Annotated in this window: 16 protein-coding genes; all 16 read left to right on the forward strand. The window is 34.8% G+C overall.

The genetic code is table 11. From position 1 onward, the window contains the following. The first annotated feature begins 5 nt into the window (after nucleotides 1–5). Entirely contained in the window at nucleotides 6–971 is a 966-nt protein-coding gene (mraY, locus tag BLT48_RS12865) for a phospho-N-acetylmuramoyl-pentapeptide-transferase (RefSeq protein WP_089978474.1), read from the forward strand. A gap of 65 nt (nucleotides 972–1,036) precedes the next feature. Next, nucleotides 1,037–2,422, forward strand: a complete 1,386-nt coding sequence (gene murD / locus BLT48_RS12870; RefSeq protein WP_089978476.1) for a UDP-N-acetylmuramoyl-L-alanine--D-glutamate ligase — start codon at nucleotides 1,037–1,039, stop codon at nucleotides 2,420–2,422. 20 nt (nucleotides 2,423–2,442) lie between these two features. After that, nucleotides 2,443–3,546: an undecaprenyldiphospho-muramoylpentapeptide beta-N-acetylglucosaminyltransferase gene (murG, locus tag BLT48_RS12875; RefSeq protein WP_035022191.1), complete on the forward strand. Its 1,104-nt coding sequence runs from the start codon at nucleotides 2,443–2,445 to the stop codon at nucleotides 3,544–3,546. A 23-nt stretch (nucleotides 3,547–3,569) separates the two neighbouring features. Then, complete coding sequence (locus tag BLT48_RS12880) at nucleotides 3,570–4,499, forward strand: cell division protein FtsQ/DivIB (RefSeq protein WP_051923378.1); 930 nt, start codon at nucleotides 3,570–3,572, stop codon at nucleotides 4,497–4,499. A 135-nt stretch (nucleotides 4,500–4,634) separates the two neighbouring features. Then, a complete protein-coding gene (gene ftsA / locus BLT48_RS12885) occupies nucleotides 4,635–5,966 on the forward strand; it encodes a cell division protein FtsA (RefSeq protein WP_035022193.1) in 1,332 nt (443 codons plus the stop codon). Between the two features lie 36 nt (nucleotides 5,967–6,002). Then, nucleotides 6,003–7,262 (forward strand): cell division protein FtsZ, encoded by a 1,260-nt coding sequence (ftsZ, locus tag BLT48_RS12890; protein WP_035022195.1) that lies wholly within the window; start codon nucleotides 6,003–6,005, stop codon nucleotides 7,260–7,262. A 2-nt stretch (nucleotides 7,263–7,264) separates the two neighbouring features. Continuing rightward, nucleotides 7,265–7,939, forward strand: a complete 675-nt coding sequence (locus BLT48_RS12895) for a YggS family pyridoxal phosphate-dependent enzyme (RefSeq protein WP_089978478.1) — start codon at nucleotides 7,265–7,267, stop codon at nucleotides 7,937–7,939. 49 nt (nucleotides 7,940–7,988) lie between these two features. After that, nucleotides 7,989–8,474, forward strand: coding sequence for a cell division protein SepF (locus tag BLT48_RS12900; RefSeq protein ID WP_035022200.1), 486 nt, complete (start codon nucleotides 7,989–7,991; stop codon nucleotides 8,472–8,474). 33 nt (nucleotides 8,475–8,507) lie between these two features. After that, nucleotides 8,508–8,783, forward strand: a complete 276-nt coding sequence (locus BLT48_RS12905; RefSeq protein WP_143019116.1) for a YggT family protein — start codon at nucleotides 8,508–8,510, stop codon at nucleotides 8,781–8,783. 20 nt (nucleotides 8,784–8,803) lie between these two features. Further along, the gene (locus BLT48_RS12910; protein WP_089978483.1) at nucleotides 8,804–9,586 is read left to right on the forward strand and encodes a YlmH family RNA-binding protein; all 783 of its coding nucleotides are present in this window, start codon (nucleotides 8,804–8,806) and stop codon (nucleotides 9,584–9,586) included. Between the two features lie 131 nt (nucleotides 9,587–9,717). Continuing rightward, the gene (locus BLT48_RS12915) at nucleotides 9,718–10,356 is read left to right on the forward strand and encodes a DivIVA domain-containing protein (protein ID WP_439328948.1); all 639 of its coding nucleotides are present in this window, start codon (nucleotides 9,718–9,720) and stop codon (nucleotides 10,354–10,356) included. Between the two features lie 348 nt (nucleotides 10,357–10,704). Further along, on the forward strand, nucleotides 10,705–13,494 hold the full coding sequence (ileS, locus tag BLT48_RS12920; RefSeq protein WP_089978488.1) for an isoleucine--tRNA ligase: 2,790 nt from the start codon (nucleotides 10,705–10,707) through the stop codon (nucleotides 13,492–13,494). Nucleotides 13,495–13,618: 124 nt separating this feature from the next. Then, nucleotides 13,619–14,599, forward strand: coding sequence for a diaminopimelate epimerase (dapF, locus tag BLT48_RS12925; RefSeq protein ID WP_035022208.1), 981 nt, complete (start codon nucleotides 13,619–13,621; stop codon nucleotides 14,597–14,599). A 160-nt stretch (nucleotides 14,600–14,759) separates the two neighbouring features. Next, nucleotides 14,760–14,960, forward strand: coding sequence for a cold-shock protein CspD (gene cspD / locus BLT48_RS12930; RefSeq protein WP_035022210.1), 201 nt, complete (start codon nucleotides 14,760–14,762; stop codon nucleotides 14,958–14,960). 223 nt (nucleotides 14,961–15,183) lie between these two features. Next, on the forward strand, nucleotides 15,184–15,606 hold the full coding sequence (locus BLT48_RS12935) for a MarR family winged helix-turn-helix transcriptional regulator (protein ID WP_051923433.1): 423 nt from the start codon (nucleotides 15,184–15,186) through the stop codon (nucleotides 15,604–15,606). A 31-nt stretch (nucleotides 15,607–15,637) separates the two neighbouring features. Continuing rightward, nucleotides 15,638–17,416, forward strand: coding sequence for an ABC transporter ATP-binding protein (locus tag BLT48_RS12940; protein ID WP_035022212.1), 1,779 nt, complete (start codon nucleotides 15,638–15,640; stop codon nucleotides 17,414–17,416). Nucleotides 17,417–17,437 lie beyond the last annotated feature (21 nt).

Genomic DNA, 17,437 nt, shown 5'->3' on the forward strand with positions numbered 1-17,437 from the left:
ATAGAATGCAATGGACAGAAATGTTACTCGCAGTTGTGAGTGGGTTTGCCTTAACTATTATGGCAATGCCAATCGTGATTGGTTTTTTTAGAACAAAACAATTAGGACAAACAACTAGGGATGAAGGACCGAAGTGGCACGAAGTGAAGACGGGGACTCCAACTATGGGAGGGATTGTCTTTCTAGTAGCGGCAATTATTTCAACAATTTGGGTTTCTATATGGCAAAACGTCTTTTCAATAGGTATTGTGCTAACTCTTTTCATCCTAATTCTTTATGGTTTATTGGGATTCTTGGACGACTTCATTAAGGTGTTCAAAAAGAGAAATCTTGGTTTGACTTCTAAACAAAAGTTAATAGGTCAAATACTCGGGGGTGTGCTTTTTTTTGGTGTTTCCCTTTATAAAAACATACCGACAGAATTGGCTTTCCCTTTTGTAGGCCCAGTAAATATTGGTTGGTTTTATGGATTATTTATTATCTTTTGGTTAGTTGGGTTTTCAAATGCTGTTAACTTAACGGATGGTTTAGACGGGCTAGTTGCCGGAACAGCAAGTATTGCTTATGGCGCATATGCTATTATCGCTTGGAATCAACAACAACTTGATATTTTAATTGTTTGTTTAACTATCATAGGTGGGTTGATTGGATTTTTCTTTTTTAATAAAAAACCTGCTAAAATATTTATGGGAGACGTTGGTTCATTAGCATTAGGTGGCGGTTTAGCAGCCATTTCAATTCTATTGCATCAAGAATGGTCTCTTCTTTTAATCGGACTTGTTTTTGTTATGGAAACCGCAAGTGTTATGATCCAAGTCACTTCTTTTAAATTAAGAGGTAAGCGCGTCTTTAAGATGAGCCCTATTCATCATCATTTTGAAATGAGCGGTTGGAGTGAATGGCGTGTGGTTCTTACTTTTTGGTCTATCGGATTACTAGCTGCAGGAGCTTGTCTACTAATTATTCTATGAAGATTCCAGTAGTTTTAAGTGCTTGATATTAAAATATCCTTATTTTAAGAAAAAGAGGTTTAGACATGAAAAAAATAAAATGTTATGAACATAAAAAAGTATTGGTTTTAGGTCTCGCTTTAAGTGGAGTCAATGCAGCTAAATTACTTCATTCATTGGGTGCACTAGTAACCGTTAATGATTATAAAAATTTTGATGAAAATCCTCAAGCTCAAGAATTATTAGAATCTGGTATACGAGTAGTTACTGGAGGACATCCCGTTGAGCTATTAGACGAAGATTTTGAATGGGTCGTGAAAAACCCAGGTATTATGTATAACAATCCTATCATCATGAAAGCTGTTGAAAAGGGTGTACCTGTCATTACAGAAGTTGAATTAGCCTATGAAGTAGCTGAAAGTATGATTATTGGTATTACAGGTACAAACGGAAAAACAACAACAACAACTATGATAGCAGAGTTGTTAAATGCAGAACGTTCTAAAGGTCAAGCTTTTGTGGCTGGGAATATCGGAACTCCTGCAAGCTTGGTAGCTCAAAAAGCAACAAGAGACGATGAAATCATAATGGAGTTGTCTAGTTTTCAATTAATGGGAATCACTCAACTAAGACCGCATATTGCAGTGATAACAAATATTTATTCTGCTCATTTAGACTACCATGGAACAAGAGAAGAGTATGTGGCAGCTAAGATGAGTATTACGAAGAATCAAACTGAAGAAGATTATTTGATTGTCAACTGGGATCAACCTGAATTAAGAAAACTGTCTCAACAAAGCAAAGCCACTATTGTGCCTTTTTCAAGAAAAGAGATCTTAGAAAACGGAGTGTATTTGCAAGACGATGTGATTTTTTATCAAGGAGAGCCAGTAATGGCTAAGGAAACTATTTTAATCCCTGGTGATCATAACGTTGAAAATGCAATGGCAGCTATTGCGGTTGCTAAGTTATTGAATCAAGAAAATGGCGTGATTCGGACGAGTTTAGAACAATTTGCTGGTGTCAAACACCGGACTCAATTTGTAAGAGAGTGGAATGAACGTCGTTTTTACAATGATTCAAAAGCTACAAATACGTTAGCAACGGAAAATGCATTAAAAGGTTTTAATGACCCAGTTATTTTATTAGCTGGTGGTTTAGATCGAGGAAACAATTTTGATGAATTGATTCCAGTAATGAATAAAAAAGTAAAAGCTTTAATCGTTTTTGGAGAAACGGCAACTAAATTAAGTGAAACGGGTACTGAAGCTGGAATACCAACGATTCTATCTGTTCAAAATGTTGAAGCAGCTGTGCCAGTTGCTTATGAACTTAGTGAGCCTAACGATGTCATTCTGTTATCGCCTGCTTGTGCAAGTTGGGATCAGTATCGAAGTTTTGAGGTTCGTGGCGATGCCTTTATTCATTCAGTTGAACAATTAATAGAAGAAGCAACAGAAGAGGAGGAATAGGCCTTTTGGTCTAGCAGCCAATGAAAATTTTATTATCTGGTGGGGGAACTGGAGGACATGTCTATCCAGCACTCGCACTTATGCGTCGAATACAAGAACTAAATCCAACGGCAGAATTTTTGTACGTTGGAACTGAAAAAGGGTTAGAAAAAAGAATTGTAAAGGAGTATGGGATACCTTTTGCTTCTGTAGAAATAAAAGGATTTAAACGCTCATTATCTCTTGATACAGTTAAAACGATACGGATGTTTATCAGTAGTATTAAGCAAGCTAAAAAAATTGTTAAGAACTTCCAACCTGATATTGTTATTGGGACGGGTGGGTATGTATGTGCGCCGATAGTATATGCTGCATCAAAATTAGGTGTGCCAAGCATAATCCATGAACAAAATAGTGTTGCAGGTATAACGAATAAGTTTCTTGCACGTTATGTAACTAAAATAGCTATTTGTTTTGAAGAAGTTCGAAATGACTTTACTAAATATCCTGAAAAAGTTTGTTTTACAGGTAATCCAAGAGCACAAGAAGTCAGTACTGTGCAAAAAAATGCGGCTTTAGAAGAATACAATTTAGATTCTGAAAAACCAACTGTCTTGATTTTTGGTGGTAGCAGAGGAGCAAAAAAAATTAATGATGCTTTTGTCGAAGCTCTGCCTTTGTTAGCGAATAAAGATTATCAAGTATTGATAGCTACAGGAGATATTCATTTTGAAAAAATTCAAAGTCAGTTAACAAAAATCAAGAATGAGAAGTTTAACGTTTCAGTAGTATCCTACATTCCGAATATGCCAGAAGTCTTCTCGACAGTTTCTTTGGTTGTTTCAAGAAGCGGGGCTACAACGTTGGCAGAACTTACAGCACTTGGATTACCAAGCGTCTTGATTCCTAGTCCGTATGTGACCAATGATCACCAAACAAAAAATGCAGAAAGTTTAGTAAATAAAAACGCTGCAAAATTAATCAACGAATCAGAATTAACTGGAGAAAAGTTAGTCCAAATATTGGATGATCTAATGTTGAACCCAAACATGCGACAAGAAATGGCAAGAAATGCTAAAAAAATGGGTATGCCAGATGCTTCAGATAGAATAATTGAAGTAATAAATAAAATTGTGAAAAAATAACTTTTATAAAGGAGGATAGGTGCATGAGAAAACAGAATAAAAAACAAAAAGCTGTAACTAACCTGCATCTTTCTTCTTTAAAAAAAGGAGAACAAAAAAAAGAAGCGGCAGATAGTGAGAAGCAAGCTGTATTTCAAAGAACAAAATCATTAGAACATACGTTACCAAAATTAAAAAAACAACGTCAGAAAAAACTTTTCTCACGATTAATCATGCTTATTTTATTATTTTCATTTGCAATTTTGATAGTTGTGTATTTTATAAGTCCTTTAAGCAAAGTGGACATCGTTTCTGTTAGAGGTACAAAAGAAGTAGCCGATCAAGAAATAATTGATGAAAGTGGTATTAAATCTGGAGGTAATCTCTGGGAAATATTCTTTGAAAGAAATAAAATTTCTGGAGAAGTTGTATCTGAACTGCCACAAGTTAAATCTATGAAAATTGTTTTAGATGGTTTGAATGACTACACTTTGGAAATCCAAGAGTATGAGACAGTTGCTTATTTAGTTAAAGACAATAAATACTACAATATCCTTGAGAATGGGAAAATTGTAAATGAAAGTAGAAAAGTATCTATTGGAAACCCACCAATTTTCAAAGAGTTTGAAGAAAACAAAGCGTTAAAGGAAATGATTGCTCAATATCAGTCATTAAATGAAAATATCCAAAACAGTATTTCAGAAGTCCAGTATACGCCCAGTGAGGTTGACGATTATCTTATTAAGCTATATATGAATGATGGGAATGAAGTAATCGCTTCGATACCTTCCTTTGCAGAAAAAATGAATTACTATCCTGATATGGTGAAAAAAGTGGGCGACCAAAAAGGAACAATAAATATTGAAGTTGGGGCTTATTTTTCTCCATTTAAATATAGTGAGGATAAAAAGGAAGAGTCAAACGGAACTTCTGATGAAAACGGTATTGAACTCGTTCCAGAAGAAGCCCAATAGAAAAAAGGAATAAAAAGTTTTCTACTTAAATAGAAAAAAATACTGAAATACTTCGTAAATTGGTACCGCTTATGTTAAAATTGGTAATAACTATAGGTTTTAACATAAAATGATGATATAGGAGGTTTCAATGAATTGGGGAATACTGAAATGTATGTAAGTCTAGATATTGGAACCACTTCAATAAAAGTAGTTGTAGCTGAATATATAAACGGACAAATGAATATTATTGGAGTAGGCAATGAAAAGTCTGAAGGCTTAAACCGTGGGATTATCGTAGATATTGATAAAACGGTACAATCAATTAACAAAGCCATTAAACAAGCAGAGAAAAAAGCAAATGTAACTATTCGTAACGTTATTGTAGGCATTCCAAGTACATCTGTCGAAATAGAAGCGTGTCATGGAATGGTAGCAGTATCAGGAGAAAATCGTGAGATTACTGAAGTAGACGTCCAAAATGTTTTGGCAGCTGCAATGGTAAAATCAGTTCCTCCGGAAAGAGAAATCTTAACCATTTTACCGGAAGAATTTATTGTTGATGGATTTGATGGCATCAAAGATCCGAGAGGAATGATTGGCGTCCGTTTGGAAATGCATGCTATTATGTTAACTGGACCAAAAACTATCTTACATAACACGAAACGTTGTGTAGAAAAAGCTGGTTTACAAATTCAAAATATCGTCTTGCAGTCTTTGGCAGCAAGCAGTGTAGCAATGTCTAGCGGCGAAAGAGATTTTGGCACAATCTTGCTTGATTTGGGAGGCGGACAAACAACGGCTTCAGTTATGCATGATCACCAGTTGAAATACACGTATGTAAATCAAGAGGGTGGAGATTACGTAACAAAAGATATCTCGGTTGTCTTAAACACCACCATTGAAAGTGCCGAAAGAATAAAACGTGATTATGGATATGCTTTGCCAGAAGAAACTTCTCCAGAAGAAACTTTTCCAATAGAAGTGATTGGCAAAAGCCAACCGGTAAAAATTGATGAACGTTATTTGTCAGAGATTATTGAAGCTCGGATGGTTCAAATTTTTGAAAAAGTGAAATTTGAATTAGACAAGGTTGGAGCAAGAGCTTTACCTGGTGGAATGATTTTAACGGGTGGTGCCGCAGCCTTACCTGGTGCAATAGAGCTTGCTGAAGATACGTTTGAAATTCCAGTTAAACTTTATATTCCTCATCAAATGGGTCTGCGTTATCCAGCATTTACTACAGGTATAGGTTTGATTCAATATGAAGCTAACCTAGATGATATTCATCAAATTATGAAAGAATATCAATTAGGTGTTACAAGGTCAGAAGATTCTTCTTACAATGTTAAATCAGAAAATTTTCCAGAAAATGATGAACACAGTTTTTTAGAATATGAAAAAGAAAAACCCCTTAAAAAAGAAAAGAAACAAGAAGACAAGTGGAGCAATAAGGCGAAAAACTTTATCTCAAATTTCTTTGATTAAATAAAATACATTCAGATTGTAGTAGGAGGAAATAGAATGGACTTAGAATTTGACACAAATCCAGCTAATGGAGCGATCATTAAAGTAATTGGTGTTGGTGGAGCTGGGAATAATGCGGTTAACCGAATGATTGATGAAAATGTACAAGGTGTAGAATTTATCGTAGCAAATACTGATTTACAAGCTTTAGCAGGTTCAAATGCTGAAGTAAAAATCCAACTTGGGCCAAAGTTAACACGTGGTCTAGGAGCAGGAGCAAATCCTGAGATTGGTCGTAAAGCAGCAGAAGAAAGTGAAGAACAAATTGCTGAATCATTACGTGGAGCAGATATGATTTTTGTAACTGCTGGTATGGGTGGTGGAACAGGTACTGGTGCTGCACCTATCGTAGCTCGTATTGCTAAAGAGCAAGGCGCTTTAACAGTTGGAGTTATTACTAGACCCTTTACTTTTGAAGGACCTAAACGTGGGCGTTTTGCTGCTGAAGGTGTAGCACAAATGAAAGAACACGTGGATACTCTTGTTATTATTTCAAATAATCGTTTATTAGAAATTGTTGATAAAAAGACACCAATGCTTGAAGCCTTCCATGAAGCCGATAACGTTTTACGCCAAGGTGTTCAAGGGATTTCAGATTTAATCACTGCACCTGGATATGTAAACTTAGATTTTGCTGATGTAAAAACAGTTATGGAAAATCAAGGATCAGCATTAATGGGTATTGGTATGGCAAGTGGTGAAAATCGTACAGTCGAAGCGACTAAAAAAGCAATTTCATCTCCATTGCTAGAAGTTTCCATTGATGGCGCAGAGTCTGTATTGTTAAATATTACAGGTGGATCTGACTTAACATTATTCGAAGCGCAAGATGCTTCAGATATCGTTTCAGCAGCCTCTACGACAGAAGTAAATATTATATTTGGTACTTCTATTAATGAAAACTTAGGTGATGACGTTATTGTAACGGTTATTGCAACAGGTATCGATACAACTAAAGCAAAAGAAGTAAAACCACAAACAAGTGAAAGAAATCGAAACAGTTCTACTCAAAGAATTGTGCCTGAGACATCAGCTGCCCAATCAGATCAAACAAAAGATCCTTTTGGCGATTGGGACATTCGTCGCGAACCTAGTTTGCGTGATCAAAGAGCTAAATCTCAATCGAATGAGTTAAATCAACAAAACGAAAAACCTGACTTCGATATTTTTAAACGAGAAGAAAAGCAAGAAAAAGAAAGTCATCAAGAAGAAGATAATCTTGATACACCTCCATTCTTTAGAAGACGTCGTAAATAAAAATGAGTTCTGTTAAAGAAAATTGTCAAGAAATTGAACGTAAGTTAGGTTTGTCGTTAAAAAAAGTCAATCGAGAACGTTCTAGTATACAAGTTGTTGCAGTGACTAAAAGTGTTTCTAGTGAACAGGCTATTACTGTAATTGAAGAAGGCTATACGCATCTGGCAGAAAATCGTCCTGAAGGTTTGGAAGCAAAGTTGGAAGAACTAAATAATCCTCAATTGGTCTGGCATTATATTGGAAATCTACAAACAAGAAAAGTAAAGAAAGTAATCAATAAAATTGATTACTTTCATGCTTTGGATCGTTTGGCATTAGCTGAAGAAATTGAGAAGAGAGCGAATAAAACTATTTCTTGTTTTGTTCAAGTAAATGTGACGGGTGAAACTTCCAAAAGTGGTATAAGCCCGGATGATCTTGATGGATTTATTGATAGTCTTTTACAGTATCCAAAAATAAGAGTCGTTGGTTTAATGACTATGGCGCCTTTAAATGCTGAGGAGATAGTTGTTCGCAGGGCTTTTGCTCAGTTGAGAGACTTGCAACAGACGATTCAAGAAAAAACACTCTCTCACGCCCCCTGTACAGAACTTAGTATGGGAATGAGTAAAGATTATACTATTGCTGCTGAAGAGGGAGCAACGTTTATTCGAATCGGAACGTCTTTTTTTGAATAAAAATCAATTTCAGTAAAGAAGGAAATTGGTTTAAAAAGGAGGACTTTAAATGAATATGTTAACTAATTTATCTCAATTCTTTGGTTTAAATGATGAAGAAGAATTCGAACTAGAAACTGCAGCTGACAATCAAGAAAGTAGACCATCAAAAGCAGAAAAAAGTGAAACTAAGCGAGAATTAAAAAAACAACGAGCTTTCAATACACGTCGTGAACCAGCAACAACGAATAAAGTTGTTTCACTGAAAAACCCTGAGATCCCTTACCAATCTAAAATTGTTGTTTTTGAACCTAGAGTTTATTCTGAAGTTCAAGAGATTGCAGATTTATTGCTTAGCAATCAATCAGTTGTTTTAAATTTTACTCGTATTGAAGAAGATCAAGCTAAAAGAATCGTTGATTTTTTGACTGGAACTATCTACGCTATAAGCGGGGATATTCAGCGTATTGGTGAAGAAATTTTTTTATGTACACCTAAGAATGTTGAAATAAATGGTGCATTGTCAGATGCTATGCAAGAAAATGATTTTTATTAAAGAAAAGAGGAAAAATCGATAGTGGCTTATTTTATGTCCTTACTTTACACGATACTTTCTAAAGCATTAGATATCTACTCTACTCTGATTATCGTATATATCTTAATGTCTTGGTTTCCTGGAGCTTATCAATCAAAATTTGGTCGTCTATTGTCATCTATTTGTGAGCCGTACCTAGGCTTCTTTAGACGGTTTATTCCACCAATTGGTATGATTAGTTTTTCAGGAATTGTTGCTTTGATTGTTTTAAATTTAGCTAAAAGCGGATTATATTCACTCTTTCAGCTAATCATGAGAATAGTGTATTAATTGAAGGAGGTATTTTTCTAATGATTGAAAATGTCTATCAGCATTTTAGAAAAGAAGAGCAATCCTTTATTGATACAGTTATTGGTTGGATAAGAAACGTTGAAGATCAATATACTCCTTATTTGACAAATTTTTTAGATCCACGTCAATTGCATATTGTAAAAACAATCGTTGGGAAAAATAGCGAGATTACTATTCATTCTTTTGGAGGATATGAAGCAGCAGAGAGGGTGAGAGCTTTCATCTGTCCTTCATATTTCACTCCAAAGCAGGATGATTTTGGAATAACGATTTGTGAAATCCGTTACCCTATAAAATTTGCATCGTTGTCGCATGGAAAAGTATTAGGAACTTTGCTTTCAACTGGACTAAAAAGGGATTATTTCGGAGATATTATTTCGGATGGTGCACGTTGGCAAGTATTTGTCGAAAATACAACGAAAAGTTATGTGGAGCAGCAAGTTATCAGTATTGGGAAAGTTGCAGTCCGTATGGAAGAAAGAAACTATACCGACATTTTAGTTCCTATAGATAATTGGACAATTGAGAGTCAAACCGTTTCATCCATGCGTTTGGATACATTGGTTTCCAGCGTATTCAAGATATCTAGACAACGCGCCAAACAGATGATTGAATCAGGAAAAGTGAAGTTGAATTGGGTTGAATCAACTCGACCGGATTTTGAAATCGGGTTGCTAGATATTGTTTCAGTTCGTGGATACGGACGATTACAAGTTCAAGAAATTGAAGGCAAAACTAAAAAGGATAAATGGCGTTTGCAGTTAGGTGTATTATATAAATAACTCTTAACTCATTTACTTGTAGATTAGTTTATGATAATTTAGTACTAAAGCACGTAAAAATTAAAAAAATGGAGGTGTCTTATATGGTGTTGACTCCCTTAGATATACATAACAAAGAGTTCCCTGTCAAGATGCGAGGCTACGATCAAGATCAAGTAAACGATTATTTAGATCAAATCATTAAGGACTACGAAATGGTTTTAAAAGAAAAACGTGAATTAGAAAAAAACTTGCAATTTTCTGAAGAAAAAGTTGGACACTTCAACAATCTTCAAGACGCTTTAAATAAATCGATTATTGTTGCTCAAGATGCAGCAGATAGATTAAAAGAAAATGCGGCTAAAGAAGCAAATATTATTCGTTTAGAAGCTGAAAAAAATGCGGATCGTTTGTTAGATGAGGCCGTTTCTAAAGCTAGAAAAATTACTACTGAAACAGATGAATTGAAAAAACAAAGTAGAGTCTTTAAACAACGTCTGCAGATTATGATAGAATCTCAACTAGAAATGGTTAAGAATTCAGAATGGGATGATTTGTTAAGACCTGCTGAAGAAGAAACGCTCAACATTCCTACATTAAAAGAAATATTAGCAAGTGTTAATCAACCAGAAGAAGTTGTCAGTTCTAATGTTGAATCGAACGATGAAACAATTGGAGAAAATAATTCTGAGAAACTGACAGTAGTTAGCGCTAATGAAATAGAAAACAATGATACACAAGAACAGCCTTCATTAGAAGGCACTTTGCCCGCTATTGAATTGCCTAAATAAGTAAAAGCAATGAATGGAACAGAAAAACGCTAGAACACTAAAGTAAGCGAGTTAGGAATAGTGAAAGCCTAACAGTCCCTTCTAGTTGTCAGATCCTCCAGGAGTGTTAATTTGAACTTGAGTAAAATTAACCGTTTAATTGACGTTATACAATTACTTAAGAGAAGGAAAGAATTTTGAATTTTTCCCTTCTAAATTTGGGTGGTACCACGAAGATTTCGTCCCTCTAGGGATGAAGTCTTTTTTTTTTTGATAAGATTAGTTGCAATTGATATATCTCAGTTGTATGATGAGCATGTCGTTTTGGAACTAAGAAGATAAATCATAACAAATAAGGAGTAGATCTTAATGAAAATGAAAGAAACATTACAATTAGGAAAAACAAAATTTCCCATGCGTGGAAATTTACCGGTTCGTGAGTTAGAATGGCAAAAAAACTGGGAAGAATTAGATATTTATGGACAAAGACAAAAAATCAATGAAGGTAAACCAACATTTGTTTTACATGATGGACCACCTTATGCAAATGGAAACATTCATATTGGGCATGCTTTAAATAAAATTAGTAAAGATATCATTGTCCGTTACAAATCAATGTCTGGATTCAGATCTCCTTATGTACCAGGTTGGGACACTCATGGACTGCCGATTGAACAAGCCTTAACAAATAAAGGTGTTAAACGTAAAGAAATGAGTCTTGCAGAATTCCGTAAGTTATGTGAAGAATATGCTTGGGAACAAGTAAATAAACAAAAAGAAGATTTTAAACGTTTAGGTGTAGCCGGAGAATGGGATCATCCATATGTAACACTAACGAAGGAATACGAAGAAGCACAAATTCGCGTGTTTGGAAAAATGGCTGAAAAGGGTTATATCTATAAAGGGTTAAAACCCATTTATTGGTCTCCATCTAGTGAATCTGCACTTGCAGAAGCTGAAATTGAATACAAAGACGTTAAATCAGCAAGTATTTATGTAGGGTTTAAAGTTGTTGATGGGAAAGGTCTGATCGATGAAGATACTTCATTTGTTATTTGGACAACTACACCATGGACTATCCCATCAAATCTTGCTATTACTGTTCATCCAGAATATGACTATTCTGTTGTAGTTGCAGACGGTAAGAAATACGTTTTAGCAAAAGATTTAATTGATGCTGTTGCAGAAGAAATTGGTTGGAATCAAGTTGAAACGATTAAAGAATTAAAAGGCAAAGACTTGGAATTCATGACGGCTCAACACCCAATGTATGACCGTACTTCTCTTTTGATTTTAGGTGACCATGTAACTCTTGAAGCCGGTACTGGACTTGTTCATACAGCTCCAGGTCATGGGGATGATGACTTTATTGTAGGACAAAAATACAAATTAAGTGTTTTATCACCAGTTGATGATAAAGGATGTTTCACAGATGAAGCTCCAGGTTTAGAAGGTATTTTTTACAATGATGGAAACAAAGTCATTACTGAGTGGTTGGAAAAAGAAGGAGCACTACTAAAATTAAACTTCTTTACTCATAGCTACCCACATGACTGGAGAACTAAGAAACCGGTTATTTTCCGTGCAACACCTCAATGGTTTGCTTCTATTGATCAATTCCGTGGAGACATTTTAAAAGCCGTGGAAGGTGTTGAATGGGTTCAAAAATGGGGTATGCAACGCTTATACAACATGGTCCGTGATCGAGGCGATTGGGTGATTTCACGTCAACGTGCTTGGGGAGTTCCTTTACCAATCTTCTATGGTGAAAATGGCGAAGCTATTATAACACCGGAAACAATTGAACACGTAGCAGCTTTATTTGGAGAGTTTGGTTCAAATGTATGGTTTGAACGCGAAGCTAAAGAGTTATTACCAGAAGGATTCACTCATCCCTCAAGTCCAAATAATCAATTTACAAAAGAAACAGACATCATGGATGTATGGTTTGATTCTGGTTCATCTCATGAAGCTGTACTAAGAGCTAGAGAAAACTTAACTTTCCCAGCGGATATGTATCTTGAAGGTTCAGATCAATACCGCGGTTGGTTTAATTCAAGCATTACGACCAGTGTAGCTATCAACGGAGTAGCACCATATAAAACAGTTCTCTCTCAAGGAATGGTTTTAGATGGAGACGGTCGTAAAATGAGTAAATCTCTTGGAAACACGATTGCACCAAGTAAAGTTATTAAACAAATGGGAGCAGACATTGTGCGCCTATGGGTTTCTAGTGTAGATACACAAGCAGATGTGCGTGTGAGTGATGAAATTTTAAAACAGGTTTCTGAAGTTTACCGCAAAATTCGTAATACCATGCGTTTCTTATTGGCTAATACCGCTGACTACAATCCTTCAACAAATAAAATAGCGTTTAACGACTTAAGATCTGTTGATAAATACCTCATGATTCGTTTGAATCAGTTGGTAGAAAAAGTAGAAAGGCACTATGATAACTATGAATTTTCTTCTATTTATCAATTAATAAATAACTTCTGTACAGTAGACTTATCTCAATTCTATCTAGATTTTGCTAAAGATGTTGTTTATATTGAAGCTGAGGATGCTTATGAACGCCGTGCTATGCAAACAGTGTTCTATGAAGTATTAGTAAAAATTACAAAACTATTAACACCAATTCTTCCACATACTGCTGAAGAGATTTGGACATTCTTAAGTGAAACCGATGAATTTGTTCAATTAACGGATATGCCAGTCATTGATCGATATGAAAATGAAGCTGAACTATTAGACATGTGGGATGCTTTCATGGATATTCGCGATGTAGTTCAAAAAGCTCTTGAAGAAGCACGTAATGAAAAAATCATTGGAAAATCTTTTGAAGCAAAAGTTACTATTTACCCTACAGAACAAACAAAAGATTTGTTTGTTTCATTAAATAGTGATATAGCACAATTATTAATTGTTTCTAATTTAGAAATAGCAGAATCGATTGAAGAAGCACCTAGTAACGCGGTTCATTCAGAATCTGTAGCCGTTGTAGTAGAACACGCTCATGGCGAAACTTGCGAAAGATGTCGTGCTATCAAAGAAGATGTAGGTTCTAATGAAAATGCACCAACTCTTTGTGCTCGTTGTGCTGCAATCGTTGAAGAACATTTTCCAGAAGCTTTAGTACCTGAAACTGAAGCAGAATAAACCTTTTATAAAATAAGGGAGTGAGACAAACGTCTCACTCCCTTATTTTGATACTTTATATTTTTTATTGTAATCTGTAAATGAAATGGTAAAATATGGTAAGGAAAAAGGAGGTACAATCATTATGCAAGTAGACTTAATTAAAGTTCATGGATCAGAAAACGAATTTTTTATTTTAGATGAAACATTGCTCGAAAGAACAGTGACACAAGATGAACTTGTATCTCTGACTCAAATCATTACGGATCGCAACACAGGGCTTCTAAAGGGAGCTGACGGAGTTCTTTTAGTAGGAACAACGAATCATGAAGAATCAGACGGACGTATGAGAGTAATCAATTATGATGGTAGTGAAGCTAGTATGTGTGGCAATGGATTAAGAACGGTTGCGCGTTATCTTTCTGAAAAAAATAAAAAAAATGAGTTTATTGTTGAAACAATGCATGCTGATCTACACGTAAAAAAAGCAGAAGAATTAGGAAAAGATATTCAAACTTTTCAAGTAGAGATTTCTCCAGTATCTTTTAATGTAGATGATTTGCCATTCAATTGGTCATCAGAAAAGTTTATTGATCAAGAATTACCAGAACTAGCTCCTAATTTGCGCTTTTCTGCGGTTGCAGTGCCAAATCCTCATTTAATCAGTTTTGTTGATCATGAAACAGTATACAGTTCACAATTTGAGGAGCTTGCAACCTATTTAAATGGTAAAAACCCTTATTTTCCTGACGGAGTAAATGTTAGCTTTGTAGAAGTATTGGATAAACAATCCCTATTTGTCCGTACTTTTGAAAGAGGAGTAGGTTTTACAAATGCTTGCGGTACTGCAATGGCAGCGAGCAGTTTAATGTATGTGTTATTAAAAAATGGACAATTTGAAGAAAAGATTCAAGTGACTAACCCTGGAGGAATGGTTCAAACAGTTGTTCACAAAGATGAAGATGGAATTTACTGGATGGACTTAATTGGAAATGCAACGTATTTAAATAAAGTGTCTATCTCATTAGAAGACATTTTAACTCATAAACTAGATAATCATACCCAAATCCCACTAAATGAAAATGAAAATTACCATAAATTTTTAAAGGAACTTACGATTGATTAAAAAACATAGATGAAAATGTTGCTGTTAAAGCAAAGTAAACCCTTGCAAAACTAAAAACACTGAGTTATAATAATTTTGTAATTGATTTTATTTTTTTGAAAGACAATAGGTCACAAAAGAGAATCAATTGCAAAACGACTAAGCGGAGGTACAGTGAATTATGGAAAAAGGAACAGTAAAATGGTTTAATGCAGAAAAAGGTTTTGGTTTTATTGAGGTTGAAGGCGGGGACGACGTGTTTGTACACTTTAGTGCAATTACAGGTGACGGCTTCAAATCATTAGAAGAAGGACAAGCAGTTGAATTTGAGATTGTTGAAGGAAACCGTGGAGCACAAGCTGCGAATGTTGTAAAACTTTAATTTTAATTCAATTAATCGTAGTACCAGCAGATTAAAGTCTGTTGGTACTTTTTTTGTAGAGAGAGATTAAACCTGATTTTTTTGTTGACTTTAAGTTAGTGTTGATATATTATAGTTAGCATGCTAACTATAATTCGTTCTGTAAATTTCTGAAAAGGATAGTCGAAAGATTGAGGTGAGAATAATTTTTTTTGATGAAGAGAACAATGAAAAAGAAATTGGAATGGAAATACGTAAATTAGTAAATTTTATACACCGAAATGTCGATTCTTTTAAAACAGAAGATGAAAAATACCATATTACCAAGATGCATGGAATGATCATTGGTTTTTTAAATAATGCAAAAGACGAAGATGTATTCCAAAAAGATATTGAAAAAAAATTTTCAATGCGCCGTTCAACTACTTCAACAATGTTGAAAAGTATGGAAGATAAAGGATTGATTGAACGTATTTCTATTGAAAAAGACGCACGAATGAAGAAGTTACAATTATCCCAAAAAGGTCAAAGCTTAGTTGAAAAAGTAACAAAAGAGTACCAAAGAATAGAAAATTTATTACTTAAAGATTTAACGGACGAAGAGCTTGAACAGTTTTTCAAGACCATTCATAAGATGCAACAAAATATGTTGAAAGATATAGAGTAAGACTCAGTTAAAGAAACGAAGGAGAACGACTATGCTAAAAATATTAAAATATTTAAAACGAAAAGAATGGATGATGATTTTATTTAGCGTTATCTTTATAGTTGTTCAAGTCTATTTGGATTTAGAACTACCAGAATATATGTCTAAAATTACGCAACTTATTCAAATTCCGGGTTCAAAAATGCAAGATATATTTGAAAATGGCGGCTATATGATGCTGTGTGCTCTAGGTAGCTTAGTCGCATCTTTTGTAACAGTGTTTTTTGTTTCAAAAGTAGCGGCTGGTCTTTCACGCACGATACGATCAGAAGTATTTACAAAGGTTGAAGGATTTTCAATGGAAGAAATCAATCATTTTTCTACTTCAAGTTTGATCACCCGTTCTTCAAATGATGTAACCCAGATTCAAATGGCAATGTCATTAGGTCTGCAAGTGTTAATCAAAGCTCCTATTATGGCTATATGGGCCATTTCCAAAATAGTTGATAAATCTTGGGAATGGACACTTTCAACAGCGGGGGCAGTAGGTGTTTTGTTCCTTATTATAAGTGTTGTCGTTATATTCGCTTTACCAAAGTTTAAAGTGATCCAAACCTTAACCGATAACCTTAACCGAGTTACACGTGAAAATCTAACCGGATTACGCGTTATTCGTGCATACAATGCAGAAAATTTTGAAGAAGAAAAATTTGAAACAGCAAATCACAAACTAATGAATACAAACTTATTTATCAATAGAATCATGGCGATTATGGGACCAGGGATGACATTGATCATGAGTGGATTAAGTTTATCTATTTACTGGATCGGTGCTTACTTAATCAATGATGTTCAACTAACTAGTCAAGCAAGTGTTTTAGATCGTGTTGATATATTCAGTGATATGGTTGTGTTCTCTTCTTATGCTATTCAAGTTGTTATTTCATTTATGATGTTAACGATTGTATTTATTATCGTTCCTCGTGCTGCAGTATCAGCTGGACGTATTTTAGAAGTTTTAAATACAAAAGAAACCATTAAGGATGGAACATTGACACAATCTACTCAAGATCAAAAAGGTACCGTAGTATTTGATAATGTATCTTTTCAGTATCCAGATGCTTCTGAAGCTATATTGGAAAATATTTCCTTTACGGCAAACAAAGGTGAAACAGTTGCTTTTATTGGTTCTACCGGTAGTGGGAAAAGTACGTTAGTCAATTTGATCCCTCGTTTCTTTGATGTAACAGGTGGCCAAATTAAAGTTAACGGCCAGGATATCAAAGAATATACACAAAAATATCTGCATTCTTTAGTTGGGTTTGTTCCACAAAAAGCGTTTTTATTCAGTGGTACGGTTCGTTCAAATGTGAGTTATGGAGATGCTGGACACGAAGTAACTGAAGCCGACATGAAAAAAGCTATTGAAATAGCTCAAAGTAGCGACTTTGTTGAGAAAATGGAAGATGGATATGATGCCTCAATTTCTCAATCAGGAAGCAACGTATCAGGAGGTCAGCGTCAACGTTTAGCAATCTCACGTGCGATTTCACGGAAGCCAGAGATTTTGGTTTTTGATGACTCATTTTCAGCTTTAGATTACAAAACAGATCGTGTATTACGTGCAGCGTTAAACAAAGAATTAAAAGATACAACAAAATTAATTGTCGCTCAACGTATTGGTACCATTCGTGATGCAGACAAAATTATTGTTTTAGATGAAGGAAAAATTGTTGGAATTGGTACACATCAAGAATTGATGCAAACGTGTGAAGTCTATCAAGACATCGCTTATTCTCAACTTTCTAAGGAGGAATTAGCAGATGAGTAAACAAAAAAATGGACCGATGAG

The organism is Carnobacterium viridans, assembly GCF_900102725.1.
Classification (GTDB): domain Bacteria; phylum Bacillota; class Bacilli; order Lactobacillales; family Carnobacteriaceae; genus Carnobacterium_B; species Carnobacterium_B viridans.